The organism is Micromonospora sp. NPDC000316 (genome assembly GCF_042898885.1).
Taxonomy (GTDB): domain Bacteria; phylum Actinomycetota; class Actinomycetes; order Mycobacteriales; family Micromonosporaceae; genus Micromonospora.
The window spans coordinates 60,434-75,488 of sequence record NZ_JBIAZG010000001.1; the positions used below are offsets into that span (position 1 = coordinate 60,434).

The window sequence follows — 15,055 nt, forward strand, 5'->3', positions numbered from 1 at the left end:
ATAGCAGGAAAGACAAGTGCGCACGGGGATGGCAGGAAAGACAAGTGCGCACGGGGATGGCAGGTCAATCCGGGGTCGGTCGGCCGGCCCGAGGCGGAAGGGACCGTTGATGACACTGCGACTGCACTGGTTCCTGCCATTGCACGGCGACGGCCGGGAGGTCTCCAAGAGCGCGGACGGGGCGAACGTATCCGGGAACATCCGGCGGGAGCCGGGGCTGAACTATCTCAGCCAGGTCGCCCAGGCCGTCGACGGGCTCGGCTTCGCCGGCGCGTTGGTGCCGACAGGCCTGTTCTGTGAGGATCCCTGGCTGGTGTCCGCGGCGCTGTCCCAGCAGACCCGCAACATGCACTTCATGATCGCCTGTCGACCCAACGCGCAGCCGCCGATGGTGTGCGCCCAGGCGGCCGCGACGTTCCAGCGGCTCTCCGGCAGCCGGCTGATGCTCAACATCGTCACCGGCGGGGACGCCGACGAGCAGCGACGCTATGGCGACTGGCTCGACCACGACGAGCGCTACGGCCGCACCGAGGAGTTCCTCGACGTCTTCCACCGTGCCTGGAGTGGCGAGCCGTTCGACTTCCACGGCCAGCACTACCAGGTCAAGGCCGGGATGCTGAGCCGTCCCCACCACACGCGACCGACGATCCTGCTGGGCGGCTCGTCCGCGGAGGCGCAGCGGGTCGCCGCCGCGCACGCCGACGTCTACCTGGCATGGGGCGAGCGCCCGGACGGTCTGGCCACCCTCATCGGCCGGGTCGCCGAGTTGGCCGCCGCCCAGGGCCGCAGTGTCGAGTTCGGCACCCGGTTCCACGTCATCAGCCGGGACACCGCGGAGGAGGCGTGGGCGGTGACCCGTCGGCTACTCGACGGCATGGACGCCAGCCGGATCGCCGATGCCCAGCGGAGGTTCCGCCGCACCGACTCGGAGGGGCAGCGCCGGATGGCCGCCCTGCACGGCGGCCAGGTCGACGACCTGGAGGTGTACCCGAACGTGTGGGCCGGCTACGGCCTGGTCCGCCCGGGCGCCGGAGCCGCGCTTGTCGGCAGCCACGAGCAGGTGGCCGAGCGGATAGCCGAGTACCACGAGCTGGGCATGAACCATCTCATCCTCTCCGGGCAACCCCACCTCGAAGAGGCCTACAACTTCGCCGAGGGCGTGCTGCCGCTGCTGCGGCGCCGGGGGTTGCTCGGGCGGGAGGCGTCGTGACGGACCGGAGCGCGCTTGTGGAGACGACGCTGCTGCTGGGCAGCCCTCGTGCGGGTTCGCGTACCAGCGGTATCGCCATCCGACTGGTGGAGGAGCTGTCGCTCGCCCTCGCCGCGGAGGGCGTCGAACTCGCCGGACCGGACATCGTCGACCTCGCCGACATCGGCGCCGCGCTGCCGCTGCGCGCGAGCCGGAGCGTGCCGCTGGGGCCGGAGATAGAGCGGGCCCTGGGCCTGGTCCGTCGCGCCGGCCTGCTGGTGGTGGTCAGCCCGACGTTCAAGGGCACCTACACCGGCCTGCTGAAGCTGTTCCTGGACATGCTTCCGATGGACGGGCTCACCGACTGCGTCACCGTCGGCGCGATGACCGCGGGCTGGGCAAAGCACCGCGGCGCGGGGGACCAGTACCTGCGTCCGCTGCTGACGGAACTCGGCGCGACCGCGCCGGTGCCCTGCCTGTCGGTCCTCGAAGACGAGTTCGAGGACGTGCCACAGGTCGTCGCCGCGTGGTCGCGCCGTTGGGCGCCCGCGCTCGGGGCGGTGGTGCGCCAGCAGCGCCACAGCTTCTCCGCCCCTCGTGTCCACCCGCTGACCGGCGCTCGGGCCTCCTGAGCGACCCATCCAACAGTCATGCCAGCAGCACAGAGGAGATCGACCATGACCGAGCAGACCGCTCCCGCCCGCCGTACCGAGGAGGAGATCCGCGCTGCCGTGGCGGCGGTCATCTCCGACATGGCGCCGAAGGACGGCGTGGAGGTGACGACGGAATCCCACCTCATCAAGGACCTGGGCTACCACTCCCTGGCCCTGATGGAGGTGGCGTTCGCCATCGAGGACGAGTTCGACCTCGATCCCATCGACGAGGACACCGCACGCAAGATCACCACCGTCGGGGCCGTGCAGGACCTGGTGGTCAAGCGGATCGAGGAGCGCGACGGAGCCTGAGCGCGGGTCGGGTTGGGTCCGGGTCGCCCGGACCCCCTCCCGAACCACTGACGCACGGCCGCCCCCGGGTCGCCGGTCGGGCCGGGACGGCCGTCCGCGCCACGGGGGCGGCGTCGGTACGCGGCGGCGCACGATCGCCGAGACGACACCCGCCCGACCCGTGCGAGCGGGTCAGCCCGTCAGTCGGTAGAGCCGGTGGAAGCGGTCGTTGACAGTCAGGATCGTCATCCCCGAGAAGCCGGCCCGCAACGCCAGGTCGCGCACCATTCCGGGGCGCAACACCGTGCCGGTGCCCGTCGAGTCCTCCCCGGTGCGGCTCGCCGGCAGGCAGTGCAGCACGCTCGTGCCGTACTGGAACCGCTCCACGTCGTCGCCGGGGGCGGTGAAGGCCGGCGCGACCTTGGCATCCATCACCAGCACGGCGCCGTCGGCGGCACGCAACTGCCGGCACGCCTGGAGCACGGCGACCGGCTGGGACACCTCGTGCAGCGCGTCGAAGAGGCACACCAGGTCGTACTCGCCCGCCAACTGCGGGTCAGCGGCGTCGCGACAGGCGAAGCGGACCCGGTCGGCAACGCCCGCCTCGGCGGCGTGTTGCTCGGCCTGCCGCAGGGCGGCACCGTCGAGGTCCAGGCCGGTCACCTCGGCACGCGGGTACGCGCGGGCCAGCGCGATGCTCGACCAGCCGGTCCCGCAGGCGACGTCGGCGATGCGCTGCCCCGGCGCGTCGAGGCGGGCGTGCACGTCGGGCATCTGCTCGACGATCCAGCCCGCTAGTTGGTGGGCGAACAGGGCCCGGTTGGCACCGGAGTGGCCGTCGCGCCAGTCCACGCCGAACACGTCGTCGTGCACGCCCGCACCGCTGCGGTAGGCGGCCACGAGGTCCGGCAGGGCGGCGGCGACGCCACCGAGGGGCAGCACGGCGAGGGAGGCAAGGGACATCGGGTCGTCCGAGACCGTCAGGACGGCGGCGTGCCCGGCGGGGAGCCGGTACGCGCGGCGTTCGGCCGGTTGCCGCACATCGTCGGTCTCGACGATGCCGCAGACGGCCTGCTGCTCCAGCCACTCCCGGGCGTACCGGGGGGCGATGTCGGCGGCACGGGCCAGCTCGTCCGGTCGCAGCGGCCCCGGCGCGGCGGCCAGCGCCTCGTACAACCCGAGCTTGACCCCCAGGTACGCCGACAGCAGCTCCTGCGTGGCGACAAGAGACTTCCACATCCTCATCGCGAACACGTGTGTCTGCGCGTCAGACGCCGTCATGAGACACCTCCCCGGGCAGCACAGCTGCGCTTTGCAGAGTGTCTACACAACACTCCTATGTCTGTTGCACGATACATGTAGACAGTAGGATGGTCATCGGTCGTTTCCGAGCCGCCTGCGGTGGACGGAGCAGGTGGCCCGGCACTCGGACCGGCACGCCAGACCGGAGGACGAGGATCGGCATGACGACTCTGCAACTGGTCCATGATCTCCTTCCGGAGATCGCCAAACACGCTGACGAGGTCGAGCGGGGCCGGGGTCTCCCGGACCATCTGCTCGACGGGCTACGCGCGGCGGGTTGCCTGCGCATGCTCGCGCCCGTGGAGCACGGCGGCACCGGCCTGAGCGTGCCGGACACGCTGCGGGTCGTCGAGACGTTGGCCACGGCGGACGCGTCGGTGGCGTGGCTGGTCGGCCAGGTCGCCCTGTCCCAGCTCATCATCGGCTGCGCGTCGCCGGCGACCGTCGCGACGATCTTCGCCGACGGCCCGGACGTCTACGCCGCCGGCGCGGTGGCACCGAAGGGCCGGGCCACAGCTGTCGACGGAGGGTGGCGGATCTCCGGCCAGTGGCCGTACGTCACCGGCTGCGAACGCGCCACCTGGGTCTACCTCAACTGCGTCCTGGTGCGGGGCCGCGCGGTGGCGCTCGACGACGGCCGGCCCGCCACCCGGATCATGCTGCTGCCCGCGGCGGACGTCACAGTGGTCGACACCTGGCACACACTGGGCCTGCGCGGCACGGGCAGCCACGACCTCGCCGTCTCCGGCGGCTACTGCCCCGCGGAGCGGGCCGTGGAGCTGGTGCCCGGCTCGGCGAGCGCGGCGCGGGCGTCGATGAGCATCGCGCAGTCCAGCCTCATCATCGGGGCGGCGGCGCTGGGCATCGCCGAGGCGGCCCTGCGTAACGTCGTCGAGCTGGCGGCGGGCGGCAAGCGGCCGGCGCTGAGCGCGACGCGGCTGGCGTCCTCGACCGCCTTCCAGGAGCGGCTGGGCGAGGCTCGGATGGTGGTGCAGGCGGGTCGGGCGCTGCTCTACGACCAGGCCGGTGACGAGTGGGGCGGGTTCGCGGGTCCGGATGCGGCGCTGCGGCGAGCGCAGGTCCGCGCTGCGGCGGCGCAGGCGACCGCTCTGGCGGTCCGGGCGACCGACGCGGCCTTCGAACTGGCCGGCGGGACGGCGGTGTACGACTCGTCTCCCCTGTCCCGGAGGCTGCGGGACGTCAACACCGCTCGGCAGCACTTCGTCGCCAGTCGCAACTCCTACACGGCCCTCGGTGCACACCTGGTAGGCGAGGGCGGCGACGGCGGTCCGCTGTGACCGGCGGGCGCGGGTTCACTTCACGCTGGGGATGACACCCTTGCGGCGCAGCCGGGTGATCCAGCCCTGGGCGGTGTGGGTGGGCACGCCGTAGTGTTTGGCGACACCTGTGACGGTGCGGTTCTTCAGATAGATGTCCTTGAGCTCGCTCGGGTCCGGCATACGTCGGTAGGCGCGGTCCGACTTCGCCGTCCGGCTGGGCGTGGAGACGCGGTAGGGCCTGGTGGCCTCGGCGCTCTCGGCCGACACGGCGGCGGCTGCCGCGGCTGCGGGTCGCTTTGCGGCGAACGCCTGCATCAGCAGGTCCAGGTCGACCTGGAGCAGGTCGGCGGCGCCGAGCTTGAGGTCGTCCGCGACGCGGACGCTCAGCTCTTTGATGTAGACCTGGCCGTCCTCGGCGAACACGCGCATAGTGGTGCGGGAGGACTCCTCTCCCGCGTCTTTCGCACCAAGCACCGGTGTGATCGTGACGATGTACTGAGCCATTGCCTCTGCCCTTCTCCCTTACCAACATCCGGTGCCCGCGAGACGCTAGAACACAGTCTCATACGTTGCGTAGATTTAGTTGGCCGTTCCGGACGTACACAACAAACTCGGCACACCAGAAGTGATGACAGCATAACGGAAAGCGACTCCCAGACCCACTATCGACACCGATGGTTGTCGAGGGATTACGTCGCGTGCAAACAGCATGAAAGCACCTCCCGAAGCCTTCTCGTGTAACCAAGATCACCTAGGTCGTCACGGGCGCTCAGATGGGCATCCAGACGTTCTTCGGCCGCAGGAATTCGCGCAGGCCGGCGAGGCCGCCGATACGCGCGGAACCACTCTGCTTCACCCCGCCGAACGGCGCCGACGGCATCAGGCCCGGTGCTCCGTTCACCCACACGCTGCCGGCCTCGACGGCCCGGCTGACCCGGTGGGCGCGGCGCAGGTCGTTCGTGTGCAGGTACGCACCCAGGCCGTATCGGGTGGCGTTGGCCAGCCCCACCGCCTCTTCCTCGGTGTCGAAGCTCGACACCGCCAGCACCGGCCCGAACACCTCCTCCTGAACGAGTTCGGTGTCGTGGTCGGCGTCGACGAAGACCGTGGGCTCCACGAAGAAGCCGTCGGCGAGCTCCCCGCCGCAGCGCCCGCCGCCCGTCAGCAGCCGCGCGCCGGACGCACGGGCCCGGTCGACCACGCCGAGGATCCGGTCGCACGCCTGCCCGGAGACCACGGGACCCATCACGGTGGCCTCGTCGGCCGGGTCGCCCACCCGGACACGGCGCAGCCGCGAGGTAAGCGTCTGAAGCACCTGCTCGCGGACGGCGGAGTGCACGAGCAGCCGGGTGCCGTTCGCGCACCCCTGCCCCGACAGGGCCACCGCGCCGCTCATCGCGTACCGCGCCGCCGACCGCAGGTCCGCGTCGTCGAAGATGAGGTGCGGGGACTTTCCGCCAAGCTCCAACGCCACGGGCGTCAGGTTCGGGGCCGCCTCGGCGAGCACCTGCCGGCCGGTCGCCGCGCTGCCGGTGAAGTGCACCTTGTCGACACCGGGGTGCCCCGCCAGAGCCGCGCCGGCCGGCGCCCCACCGGGCACGACCACCACCACACCCCGCGGCACCCCCGCCTCCACCGCCAGCTCGGCGAACCGCTGGCCGACGAAGGGCGCCAGCTCCGACGGCTTGACCACCACGGCGTTGCCGGCGGCGAGCGCCGGACCGAGCAGTTGCGCCATCGACATCAACGAGCCGTTCCACGGGATGATGCCGGCCACCACGCCGTACGGCTCGTCGAGGGTGTAGTCCAGGCTGCGACCGGGCCAGGTGGGCACCACCTCGCCGCCGATCTTGTCGCACCACCCGGCGTAGTACCGAAGGTGGTCGGCCGCCAGCGCCGGCAGTCGACGCGCGAGTTGTGTCGGCAGGCCGATCTCCAGGCTCTGCACCGCGGCGAGGGAGTCGGCGTGGACGAGCAGCAGGTCAGCCAGCCTCAGCAACGCGTCGCGCCGGACCGCTGCCGAGACGTCCCTCCACAGGGGCAGACTCGCCCTCGCCAGTGCCACGGCCTGGTCGATCTCGGCAGGTCCGGCGAGGACGACCTCGGTGGTCGGCTTCCCGGTCGCGGCATAGACGTGTTCCGTCCGCCCGCCGGAGGACTCCACCACCCGCTCCGCACCGATCCACAGCGCAGGCTCGGGCAACAGGTGCGTGGGTGGTTCGGTCATTCCCATCGCGCGCTCCTCACGTCGAGGCGGGTCACCGGTCGTACGGAGCTTCCAGAATCCCATCAAAGCCTCGTAGGAAACCAGAGGCATCTTTGATAGACACTCTCACACACCGTCGATAGCCTATCTCCAGCAACCGAAGCGGCAGCGGTTTCCGCGCTGGTCGCACCGCCTTCCCAGCCGGCAAAGACGCGTAAACACGATCATGGAAGGTACGCGAATGACACCATCGAGGACGCGAACGTCTCCCAGTCCTGCGGAGACTCCTCCGAAGCCGGCTCCGATCGCCGGCCGGGCGCGGTCCATCGCGCTCTTCGCCGTTCTGGTCGGCCTGCTGCTCGACCTGCTGGACATCGTGATCGTCAACGTCGCCCTGCCGACCATCCAGGAGGACATCGGCGCCTCCAGCGCGAACATGCAGTGGATGGTGGGCGCCTACACGCTCGCCTTCGCCACAATGCTTGTGACCGGTGGCCGTCTGGGCGACATCTACGGCCGCAAGCGGGTCTTCATCATCGGCATGGTCGGGTTCGCCGCCGCCTCGCTCGTCGCGGGGTTCGCGGCATCCCCGGAACAGCTGATCGTGGCCCGCTTCGTGCAGGGCGGCATGGGTGCGCTCATGGTCCCGCAGGTGCTGTCCATCCTCCAGGTCATGTACCCGCCCAACGAGCGGGCGCGCGCCTTCTCCGCGCTGAGCATCGTCTTCGCCGTCGGCACGGTGGCCGGCCCGATCGTGGGTGCCCTGCTCACCGCCGTCAACGTCGGTGGCCTCACCTGGCGCACGATCTTCCTGGTGAACCTTCCCATCGCCGCGGTATGTCTTCTGATCACCGTGAAGCTGGTGCCCGAGTCAAAGGGTGAATCCGCCCAGCGGTTGGACGTGAAGGGCGCCATCCTGGTGGGTCTCGGCATGCTGCTGCTGGTGTTCCCCCTCATCCAGGGGCCGCAGCAGGGCTGGCCGGCGTGGACCTTCGTCAGCCTGGTCGCCTCGATGCTCGCCTTCGCCGCGCTGGTGGCGGTGCAACGCCGGCGTACGGAGTCGCCGCTCATCCCGGTGTCGCTGTTCTCCCACCGCTCCTTCCGTGGCGGCCTCGCTGTCTCCCTGTTGTTCATGAGTGGCGTCATGCCGTTCTTCCTGGTCAACACCCTCTACCTGCAGTTCGGGCAGGGGTTCTCGGTGATCAAGGCCGGCATGGTCGGCGTGCTGTGGGGCTTCGCCGTCCCCCTGTTCACCGCCATCTCCGCCCGCCGCATCACTCCGAAGCTCGGGCGGCTCGGCCTGCAACTCGGGCTGGCCATGCTGATCGCGGCGATGGTCGTCCTGATCACCGTGATCCACCAGTTCGACACCGTCACCCCGTGGGCACTCGCCCCCGGGCTGATCCTCGGCGGCGCGGGCATGGGCATGACCTTCGCGCCACTGCTCACCTACACGCTCAACGACGTGCCGCTGGACAGCGCGGGCGCGGCCTCCGGGGTGTTCAACACCGTGCAGCAGATGGGTGCCGCCATCGGCATCGCCCTGAGCAGCATGGTCTTCTTCATCGCCCTGGCTGTCCAGTCCCCCGCCGTCGGCGACGACCTGCGGAGCACGGTCAAGGACGAGCTGACGGGGCGGGGCCTACCGGTGGCGACCGCCGACGCCGCCGCCGACAACGCCCGGGCCTGCTTCACCGGGCGGATCGAGGCCGCGAACCCGATCGCCGACCTGGATTCGTGCCGCGCTGTCACGTCCCAGTCCGGGGCCGGCGTAGACGTCGCCGACCGGCATGACGAGCTGCAGTTCACCGCGAACCGCACCGCCTACCAGCAGACGACCGAGCGGGCGCTTGTCTACCAGATCGTCGTGTTCGCGCTGGCCATCGCCGCCAGCTTCCTGCTGCCCCGCCGCGTCGAGCATCGGGGCTGAACCACTGTCGTCGGCGCCCGAGTCGGGTCCGCTGTCACCTGGTGGCCGCGGACCCGACGGGCATCCGGGTGCCACGTGGCACCGGAAGGGTCGGTGGCGGTCGGTCGGTGCGCACCGGGTGCACTCGGCGGCGCGGCGGCCGACCGCTCGACGTCACTCGGAGGCAGCGGTGCCGACGGCCGCCTTCGCCTCGCCGGACTCCTGCGTGGCCGCCCCGTCCCGGGCCAGCCGGGCACCCGTGGCACGGCGCTGCACGGCGAGGTCACCCCGGCGCTCGACCGGCACGTGCGACGTACCCATCGCCAGGCCGGTGGGCGACGGCATGTAGTCGTAGACGGCCTCGTACTCGCCGGACCGGACGACGAACGTCTCGTGCCAGACCCCGACGTCGCCGTTCTTCTTCATCCGCTTGAAGTAGCGCGCCCAGACCTCCGCGTGCGGCTGGTTCGGGTCGCTGGCGAACCGCTCCAACTGCTCGACGCTACGGAAGTAGCCGATCAGGATCGGCCCCCGCCGGGTCCAGGCGTGGTGAGCGGACATCGCGCCGTTCTCCGGGTCGCTGAACAACGCCATGAGGATCTTGCGCATGTCGCGGAAGTTCGGGTACCACTGGTGGATCTTCCAGTACCGGTTGATCCGCATACCGGTGATGAAAACGGCGAAGTCACCTTCGATTTCCGCAGTCATCCGCGGTCGTTGCTTCGGTTCCTCGCCCATGCCGGATCACTCCCCTCGCCCGGTGCCAGCGCACGGCACGCGTATGTAGGATTTCAGCAGAGCAGTAGAGACTCGAAAATACAAGCTTTGACTGTGAAACACACGAGCACATACGTGTATCGAGGGGGTTGCCATGCTTGCGCCCGCACCGCGTTTCGCCCCGCCGGAGGACCGGCTCACCTACCACCAGAGCGAACGGTGGATCCGCGGCAGCATCGGCGACACAGTCGTCGTGGACAGCCGCCGTCCGCTGCTGGTCTGGGAGCCCGGTCTGCCCGTGCCGTTCTACGTCTTCGCTCTCGCCGACCTGACAGGAGGGACGCTGCGGCCCGCCGAGCGGCCCCCGGCGCCCGGTAGCCGCGCCGGCAGCAGCTTCCACGACCTGACTGTCGACGGGAAGACCCTGCACAACGCCGCGTGGACCTATCCCGGAGACATGTTCTCCGAGACGGTGTGCCTCGCCTGGAGGGAGTGGTTCGGCCAGGGGATCGAACGGTGGTACGAGGAGGAGGCACGGTTCTTCGTGCATCCGGTGGATCCGTTCTCCCGTGTCGACTCGCTGCCGAGCTCACGGCATGTGGTCGTCGAACACGAGGGTGTCGTTCTGGCCGACACCCGCCGTCCGGTGCTGCTCTTCGAGACCGGCCTGCCCACCCGCTACTACATCCCCGCCGAGGATCTGGTCCAGGATCTGTTGGCGCCCTCGGACCACCGCACCCGCTGCCCGTACAAGGGAGTCGCCTCGTACTGGTCTCTGGGCGGCGTGCCCGGCAGCGACGGGCACGACATCGCTTGGTTCTACCCCGACCCCCTGCCCAGCATGGCAAACATCGCCGGGCTGACGGCGTTCTACCCGGACCGCGTGACGATCGTGGTGGACGGCGAGTCGGTGAGTCCGACACCCAACGCGTGACGCGAGGTTGATCGGGAGCAGATACGGCTGATGGGCCGGGCCTCGCGGCCCGGCCCATCAGTGCGTCAGGTCGACGCGGTTACCGATTCGATCAGCGCAGTTGCTGGGCGAGACCGGTGGTGGCGTCGCCCCGCTCGTACGAGACGAGCACAGTCGAGCCGGCCGGAAGAGCACCGCTCAGCGGCAGGACCAGGGTGCGGTCCTTGCTCAGGTTGGCAGTGGTCTGCGCCACGACCCGCTCGCCGTCCCAGACGAAGACGCGGGCGGTGCCGGACTGCTTCACCTTGAGCTCAACCGAGACCTTCGAGTTGGTCTTGGTGACCTTCTTGATCTTCACGGTGTTGTCCGCCAGCTTGGCGTAACCGCCCGGTGCCACCCCGTCCCAGGCAGACTGGAGGATGGTCTGCGGCGAGTCGACGCTCTTCACCGCGGTGTCGGGCATGATCGGAGCCTTCGGCGCCGACGGCCGTGCCGCCAGATCCGGCAGAACCGCGTTACCCCAGCGCCACGGGTCGGCCCGAACGCCGCTCCAGGTCGACCAACCGACCCGGGTCTGCGAGCTCAGATCCTGCGTGTCCGAGTCGTTGACCAGGATGTTCAGGCCCATCCGAGTCGGGTCGATGTTGTCCGGCAGCACGCTGAACGGGATCTTGACCTCGATCCGGTAACCCGTGTACGGGTTGCTGGTGACGACCGAGGCGATCTCGAGACCAGGTGCGGTCTCGGGGCCACCCTGGTAGTTGTCCCGCTCCCGGGCGAAGCACGGCGGGTTGCCGTTGGCCGGGTCGATGGTGGTCGGGAAGAGCGCCGCGTTGAACACCGTGGAGGTGTTCGCCGAGTTGCCCCGCGGGTCGATGCCGAGCTCGATGTTGTCGTTACGGCGCGGACGCTTGCAGTCCACGGCCGGCAGGACGGTGCCGAGCACGTCGTCGGTGATGTTGAAGATGCCGTAGAGGGCATCGTCGGTGTGGGTGAACTGCGCCGTGCCGGAGATGTCCGACGCCGGAGCGGCGGTGCCCTCCCAGCGCGTCGAGATGTCGATGACCTCGCCGGTGTACTCGTGGTCGTGGCCGTGGCCGTCGACGACAGGCGCGGTGGCGGCCTTCGGGATGGTGGTGGTCGGCACCAGGTTGAACGCACCCGGCTCGATGGCGCTGCCGCCGGTGAAGCTGGTCTCGATGCCCACCCGGTACGCGCCGTTGTCCGGCGCCCGGTTGGCGGTCGGCAGCGACGTGTCGGAGTTGGTGACCGTGAAGGTCACCGAGGTGCGGGCGCCGGGCTGCAGCCCGCTGTACGCCAACTGCTGCTGCGCCACAGTGAAGCCAGCCGGGACGTTCAGCTTGACCGTCCCGGACTCGGTCCGGGTGCCGTGGTTGGTCAGGTTGACCTTGACGCTACGGGTGCCACCACTGGGGATGTTCAGCAGGGACTCGATGAGCGCGTCGAGCTGCTGGACCTTGTTACGGACCGACCAGGCGCGGAAGTCGGCGATCTCCTCCAGCGGCTCGAGGGTGCCGCGGACCGGGGCGGTCCCCTGCACACGGGCGCTGCTGGTGCCGCTGCCGTCCTTCTTGCTGGTCAGCGTGGCCTGGATTTGGAAACGCTCGCCAACCGTGACCTGCGCGGGCGGGGTGACCGTGAAGGTCTTCACGACCTCCTTGCCCGGGCTGAGGGTGCCGACGTTGCCGTTGCCACTGACCCGCCAGCCAGCCGGGACGTCCAGGCTGACCTTGGCGCCGGTGATGGCCTGCTTGGCGTAGAGCACCGTGTCGACCTTGATGGGCTGGCCGGCGAGGGCCTCCCAGTTCTGCGGACGCACGTGGACCTCGGTGCCGAGCGGCAGGCCGCCGGGGGCACGGAGGTTGGCGCCCTGGAGCGCACCGGTGCCGGCGCCCACGTTCGGAGCCGGGTACGGGGTGCGGGTGTCGATCAGCGTCAGCCGGTTGCAGCCGATGTTGGCGGGGACGGTCGTCGGGAAGGCGCTGTTGCCCCAGCCCTGAGTCACGTACTCGCGGCGGGCCCAGGTCTGGACCGTGTTCCACCGGTTGCCGTCGTGACGCGCCGACTCGTAGCCCTGCCAGGTGCCGAAGATGACGTTGCTGGCCTCAGCCGGCGTGAACGTGGTCTCGCAGGCGGGGCCGTTGGTGCCGGTCGTGCCACTGCCACCGGTCTGGAAGATGCGGGAGACCCGCCAGGGCTCGAGCCCTTCCTTCTTGATCTGCTCCGGGAACGCCTTCGGGTCGGCCGCGGCGTAGAAGGCCTCAACGGCCAGCATGGCCGCCTTCTGGTGGTTGCCGTGGTTGCCCTGGGTGGCCGAGGGGTTCATCGTGAGGATGACCTCGGGCTTGGTGGTCCGCAGCACCCGCACGATCCGGGAGAGGGTTTCCTGGTATCCCCAGACCTCTTCCGTCAGCGGAGCGCTGGCGGTGTACCAGAAGTCGAGAGCGTCCAGGTTGTAGATGTTCTCGACGCCGGCCCAGCCCACCGCCTTGCGCTCCTCATCCTCCCGGAGGAGGCCGAGCTCGGGGCCCTCTTCGAGGCCGGTGGCGTTGCCGCCGCCCTCGCCGCGGGTGGTGGTGATGACGCCGGCCTTCATGCCGTGATACTCGTTCCAGTATCCCAGCATCGCGAGCTGGCCGGCCTCGTCGTCCGGGTGCGCGCCGATGAACATGATGTCCAGGTCGACAGCCTTACCGGGCTTTGCCGGTGCCGGGGACTTGGGGGACGAGTGCTTGGGCCCTGAGGGCTTGGAGCCGGCCTGGACTGGACTTGCCAGGCCTAGCGACAGCAAACCGCACATGGCGATAGTCGCCGTGGTGCGCCATTTCATTGGCATACCTCTTCGTGTGGGGGCGAGTGCTGCGTGGGGGACGGTTTCGGGCCCGGCAGAGCGCAACTGGCGGTTGGCTGCTGCCGGGCCTAAAAAAACTTGAACAGCTGTCCACTGGAGACCGCGGAGCGGCCTCCACGCGTGCGGGTAGCTCGACAGTGGGGGTGGTGCCGGCCCACCGCCCGCTAGCGAGCGGTTCGCACAGTGGTAGGGATGGATTCACCAGAAGGCCTTCGGCCGGTAACGCTAGGGATCTTGCGGCGTGCCAGTCAATAGTCCTGGACGACTTTCTTCTTTCTTTGAAGAAACTATCTCCCTGATCACGGGCCCTGGGCCGCCGACCCACTTCAGCGACATGCACTGTTTGCTCGGCTTTGGGACGCTCGACTTCTACACTGGGGCCGCTTTCGTCCCATCGAGGGCCGATCGGCAGACCCTGGCCCCCTGTGGATCTATGTTTTCCCTAGCCAGGGGCCGAGATGATCTCGTTACTTGACGCCATAGTTTTTTCTCAGTAAGAAATAACTGTGTCCGACAAAGCAACGACCAGCCCGGTCAGCCGTGAACGGTCCCGAGAGATCAAACGTCTCTCGGTGATCCTGGCTGCCCGGCAGGCGCGACTGCTGTCCCGGGTGGATCTGGCCGAGATGACGGGTCTGCCGGCGGCCACGGTGACCGTCCTCGTGCGGGAGCTCATCGCCGAGGGTTACCTCATCGAGCGAGGGCCCGGTGCCCCCACCAACGGCCGGCCCCGGGAGATGCTCGAGTTCAATCCGCGCGCCGAGCTCGTCGCCGCGGTGTCGCTCGAACCATCCCGGATCAGTTGCGAGATCGCCGACAGCGAGGGTGCGCTCATCGCGCACCGCACCGCGCGGTTCGGTGGTGACGTGGTCGAGACCGTCTGCGCGTTCGTCCTGGACCTGGTCGGCGACAACCTGCCGTCGCTGCGCGGCGTCGCCATCGCGGTGCCGGGCGTCTCCACAAACGGCGCGGTACGCCTGGCGCCCTCGGTCGGGCTGGTCGAGGCGTGGCCGATCGGCGAGTCGGTTCAGCGGCGGCTCGGCGTGCCAGTCGTCGTCGACAACGACGTCAATCTGATGGCCGCCGGCGAGTGCGTCGCCGGCGCCGGTGCGGACGTCGCCAACCTGCTGCTGATCCACGTCGCGGACGGCATCGGCGCCGGGCTCGTCCTCGACGGCAAGGTCCGTCGGGGCGCCAGCGGCGCGGCCGGCGAGGTGGGTTTCCTACCTCTGGACGGCGCTCCCAGACGCAGCTACAGCGGCGTGGGCGAGTTCGAGGCCCGCTGGTCGGTGAACGCCATCGCCGAGCGGGTGGTCGCCCTGCGCCCGGGGCGGCGGCCCGAGTCGCCGGTCCGGGAGCTGATCGAGCTCGCCGCAACGTCGCGTCCGGCCCGCGACTACCTCGACGAGGTCCTCGACGCCTGGGCGCGGCTCATCCTCTCCTGCGTCTGCGTGATCGACCCGGGGATGGTGCTGCTCAGCGGCGCCGCCGCCGAGCTTGACGACGCCGCGCTCGAACAACTTCAGGGACTGCTCTCGGCCAAGACCCCGGCCCCCACAGAGGTACGCCGGGCCACCCTCGGCGACCAGGCCGTACTGCACGGAGCGATCAGCTACGCCCTGTCGGCCGCGGTTCCGCTGCCCACCCTGCCCTGACCACCACCACCACCGACCCACAACCCCCGCACCCCCGCACCGCCTGCCACGGCGCCCTCGTCCGTACC

General features: G+C 69.7%; 12 protein-coding genes. 7 read left to right on the forward strand and 5 right to left on the reverse strand.

The features are described from left to right. Positions 1-109: 109 nt before the first annotated feature. Genes ACFY2Q_RS00240 through ACFY2Q_RS00250 form a run of 3 tightly spaced genes read left to right on the forward strand, consistent with a single transcriptional unit; the run spans position 110 to position 2,154 of the window. A complete protein-coding gene (locus tag ACFY2Q_RS00240; protein ID WP_387126015.1) occupies positions 110-1,210 on the forward strand; it encodes an LLM class flavin-dependent oxidoreductase in 1,101 nt (366 codons plus the stop codon). Beyond that, a complete protein-coding gene (locus ACFY2Q_RS00245; protein WP_387126017.1) occupies positions 1,207-1,821 on the forward strand; it encodes an NADPH-dependent FMN reductase in 615 nt (204 codons plus the stop codon). Before ACFY2Q_RS00240 ends, ACFY2Q_RS00245 begins: the two co-directional genes overlap by 4 nt. A 45-nt stretch (positions 1,822-1,866) precedes the next feature. After that, positions 1,867-2,154, forward strand: a complete 288-nt coding sequence (locus ACFY2Q_RS00250) for a phosphopantetheine-binding protein (RefSeq protein WP_387126019.1) — start codon at positions 1,867-1,869, stop codon at positions 2,152-2,154. A gap of 171 nt (positions 2,155-2,325) precedes the next feature. On the opposite strand, the gene ACFY2Q_RS00255 is transcribed toward ACFY2Q_RS00250, so the two are convergent. Next, positions 2,326-3,414 carry a class I SAM-dependent methyltransferase gene (locus ACFY2Q_RS00255; protein ID WP_387126021.1) on the reverse strand — a complete coding sequence of 363 codons (1,089 nt, stop codon included), beginning with the start codon at positions 3,412-3,414 and terminating at the stop codon, positions 2,326-2,328. A 182-nt stretch (positions 3,415-3,596) separates the two neighbouring features. Here ACFY2Q_RS00255 and ACFY2Q_RS00260 point away from each other — a divergent pair, with 182 nt between their 5' ends. Continuing rightward, entirely contained in the window at positions 3,597-4,733 is a 1,137-nt protein-coding gene (locus ACFY2Q_RS00260; protein WP_387126023.1) for an acyl-CoA dehydrogenase family protein, read from the forward strand. A gap of 15 nt (positions 4,734-4,748) precedes the next feature. Here the strand turns inward: ACFY2Q_RS00260 and ACFY2Q_RS00265 are convergent, their stop codons facing one another. Next, entirely contained in the window at positions 4,749-5,189 is a 441-nt protein-coding gene (locus tag ACFY2Q_RS00265) for a hypothetical protein (protein ID WP_387126025.1), read from the reverse strand. A gap of 295 nt (positions 5,190-5,484) precedes the next feature. Next, positions 5,485-6,948, reverse strand: a complete 1,464-nt coding sequence (locus ACFY2Q_RS00270; RefSeq protein ID WP_387126027.1) for an aldehyde dehydrogenase family protein — start codon at positions 6,946-6,948, stop codon at positions 5,485-5,487. A 214-nt stretch (positions 6,949-7,162) separates the two neighbouring features. Here ACFY2Q_RS00270 and ACFY2Q_RS00275 point away from each other — a divergent pair, with 214 nt between their 5' ends. Continuing rightward, positions 7,163-8,851: an MFS transporter gene (locus ACFY2Q_RS00275; protein ID WP_387126029.1), complete on the forward strand. Its 1,689-nt coding sequence runs from the start codon at positions 7,163-7,165 to the stop codon at positions 8,849-8,851. A gap of 153 nt (positions 8,852-9,004) precedes the next feature. Here ACFY2Q_RS00275 and ACFY2Q_RS00280 read toward each other — a convergent pair whose 3' ends face one another. Then, positions 9,005-9,538 carry a DUF4188 domain-containing protein gene (locus ACFY2Q_RS00280; protein ID WP_387126031.1) on the reverse strand — a complete coding sequence of 178 codons (534 nt, stop codon included), beginning with the start codon at positions 9,536-9,538 and terminating at the stop codon, positions 9,005-9,007. Between the two features lie 163 nt (positions 9,539-9,701). On the opposite strand from ACFY2Q_RS00280, the gene ACFY2Q_RS00285 reads away from it, so the two are divergent. Further along, on the forward strand, positions 9,702-10,481 hold the full coding sequence (locus ACFY2Q_RS00285) for a DUF427 domain-containing protein (RefSeq protein ID WP_387126033.1): 780 nt from the start codon (positions 9,702-9,704) through the stop codon (positions 10,479-10,481). A 91-nt stretch (positions 10,482-10,572) separates the two neighbouring features. On the opposite strand, the gene ACFY2Q_RS00290 is transcribed toward ACFY2Q_RS00285, so the two are convergent. Then, the gene (locus tag ACFY2Q_RS00290; protein ID WP_387126035.1) at positions 10,573-13,311 is read right to left on the reverse strand and encodes a sugar-binding protein; all 2,739 of its coding nucleotides are present in this window, start codon (positions 13,309-13,311) and stop codon (positions 10,573-10,575) included. A gap of 593 nt (positions 13,312-13,904) precedes the next feature. Between ACFY2Q_RS00290 and ACFY2Q_RS00295 the strand changes: the two genes are divergently transcribed. Then, positions 13,905-14,987, forward strand: coding sequence for an ROK family protein (locus ACFY2Q_RS00295; RefSeq protein ID WP_387126037.1), 1,083 nt, complete (start codon positions 13,905-13,907; stop codon positions 14,985-14,987). The last annotated feature ends 68 nt before the right edge of the window (positions 14,988-15,055 follow it).

Coding starts and splice junctions, on each gene's coding strand:
- ACFY2Q_RS00270 (WP_387126027.1), bottom strand. CDS start 6,948: ATGGGAATGACCGAACCACCCACGCACCTGTTGCCCGAGCCTGCGCTG.
- ACFY2Q_RS00285 (WP_387126033.1), top strand. CDS start 9,702: ATGCTTGCGCCCGCACCGCGTTTCGCCCCGCCGGAGGACCGGCTCACC.
- ACFY2Q_RS00250 (WP_387126019.1), top strand. CDS start 1,867: ATGACCGAGCAGACCGCTCCCGCCCGCCGTACCGAGGAGGAGATCCGC.
- ACFY2Q_RS00275 (WP_387126029.1), top strand. CDS start 7,163: ATGACACCATCGAGGACGCGAACGTCTCCCAGTCCTGCGGAGACTCCT.
- ACFY2Q_RS00290 (WP_387126035.1), bottom strand. CDS start 13,311: ATGAAATGGCGCACCACGGCGACTATCGCCATGTGCGGTTTGCTGTCG.
- ACFY2Q_RS00255 (WP_387126021.1), bottom strand. CDS start 3,414: ATGACGGCGTCTGACGCGCAGACACACGTGTTCGCGATGAGGATGTGG.
- ACFY2Q_RS00260 (WP_387126023.1), top strand. CDS start 3,597: ATGACGACTCTGCAACTGGTCCATGATCTCCTTCCGGAGATCGCCAAA.
- ACFY2Q_RS00280 (WP_387126031.1), bottom strand. CDS start 9,538: ATGACTGCGGAAATCGAAGGTGACTTCGCCGTTTTCATCACCGGTATG.
- ACFY2Q_RS00240 (WP_387126015.1), top strand. CDS start 110: ATGACACTGCGACTGCACTGGTTCCTGCCATTGCACGGCGACGGCCGG.